At 66.3% G+C, this 1,135-nt stretch carries 1 protein-coding gene; it reads left to right on the forward strand.

Annotated elements, in window-relative coordinates; all coding sequences use genetic code 11:
* Positions 1-46 precede the first annotated feature (46 nt).
* Entirely contained in the window at positions 47-1,135 is a 1,089-nt protein-coding gene (locus P1P75_RS41610) for an IS630 family transposase (protein WP_319265264.1), read from the forward strand.

Here is a 1,135-nt window from a genome sequence, read left to right on the forward strand (position 1 = left end):
CTAGTGTCCTGAGTCGATAGTTCGCTTGCGGTTATAGGGTGGGGCGGTGCCTGGTCCGAAGCCGTTGCCGCTGGAGTTGTCCGATCACGAACGCCGGGTCCTGCGGGGCTGGTTGCGCAAGCAGACCGCGTCGCAGGCGCTGGTGCTGCGGTCGAGGATCGTGCTGGCGTGTGCGGAGGGGCTGTCGAACGCGCGGGTCGCGGATGATCTGGGTGTCTCGCGGGAGACGGTGCGTAAGTGGCGGTCCCGGTTTGCCGCGGACCGGCTGGAGGGCCTGGTGGACCGGCCGCGCTCGGGGGCGCCGCGGAGGATCACGGACGAGCAGGTCGAAGCCCTGGTCGCCAGGACTCTCGGCCAGACGCCGCCGACCGGTGATTCGCACTGGTCGACGCGTTCGATGGCCGAGGCGGAGGGCATGTCGCAGTCGGCTGTCTCGCGGATCTGGCGGGCGTTCGGCCTCAAGCCCCACATCGTGGAGACGTGGAAGCTGTCGACCGACCCACAGTTCGTGACCAAGGTCCGCGACGTGGTGGGCATTTACCTGTCCCCGCCGGAGAACGCCCTGGTCCTGGCCGTGGACGAAAAGTCGCAGATACAGGCACTGGACCGAACCCAACCGGTGCTGCCGATGGCGCCGACCACGCCGGCGAAGATGACCCACGACTACGTCCGGCACGGCACGACCAGCCTGTTCGCCGCCCTGGACATAGCCTCCGGATCGGTCATCGCCCAGCACTACCGCCGCCACCGCCACCAGGAGTTCCTCCGATTCCTGAAGGTCATCGACGCAGCCGTCCCCAAGCACCTCGAACTCCACCTGGTCCTGGACAACTACGCCACCCACAAGACCGAACCGGTCAAGAAGTGGCTGCTTCGACACCCCCGCTTCCACCTGCACTTCACCCCCACCTCCGCGTCCTGGCTCAACCTCGTCGAGCGCTGGTTCGCCGAGCTGACCAGCCGCAAACTCCGCCGCTCAGCCCACCGCAGCGTCGTCGAACTCGAACGGGACATCCGCCGCTGGATCAACGAGTGGAACAAGAACCCCAAGCCGTTCGTCTGGACGAAGACCGCAGACGACATCCTCGACACCCTCGCCGCATACTGCACACGAATTAACGACTCAGGACACTAG

The organism is Streptomyces sp. ID05-39B, assembly GCF_033794725.1.
Taxonomy (GTDB): domain Bacteria; phylum Actinomycetota; class Actinomycetes; order Streptomycetales; family Streptomycetaceae; genus Streptomyces; species Streptomyces bobili.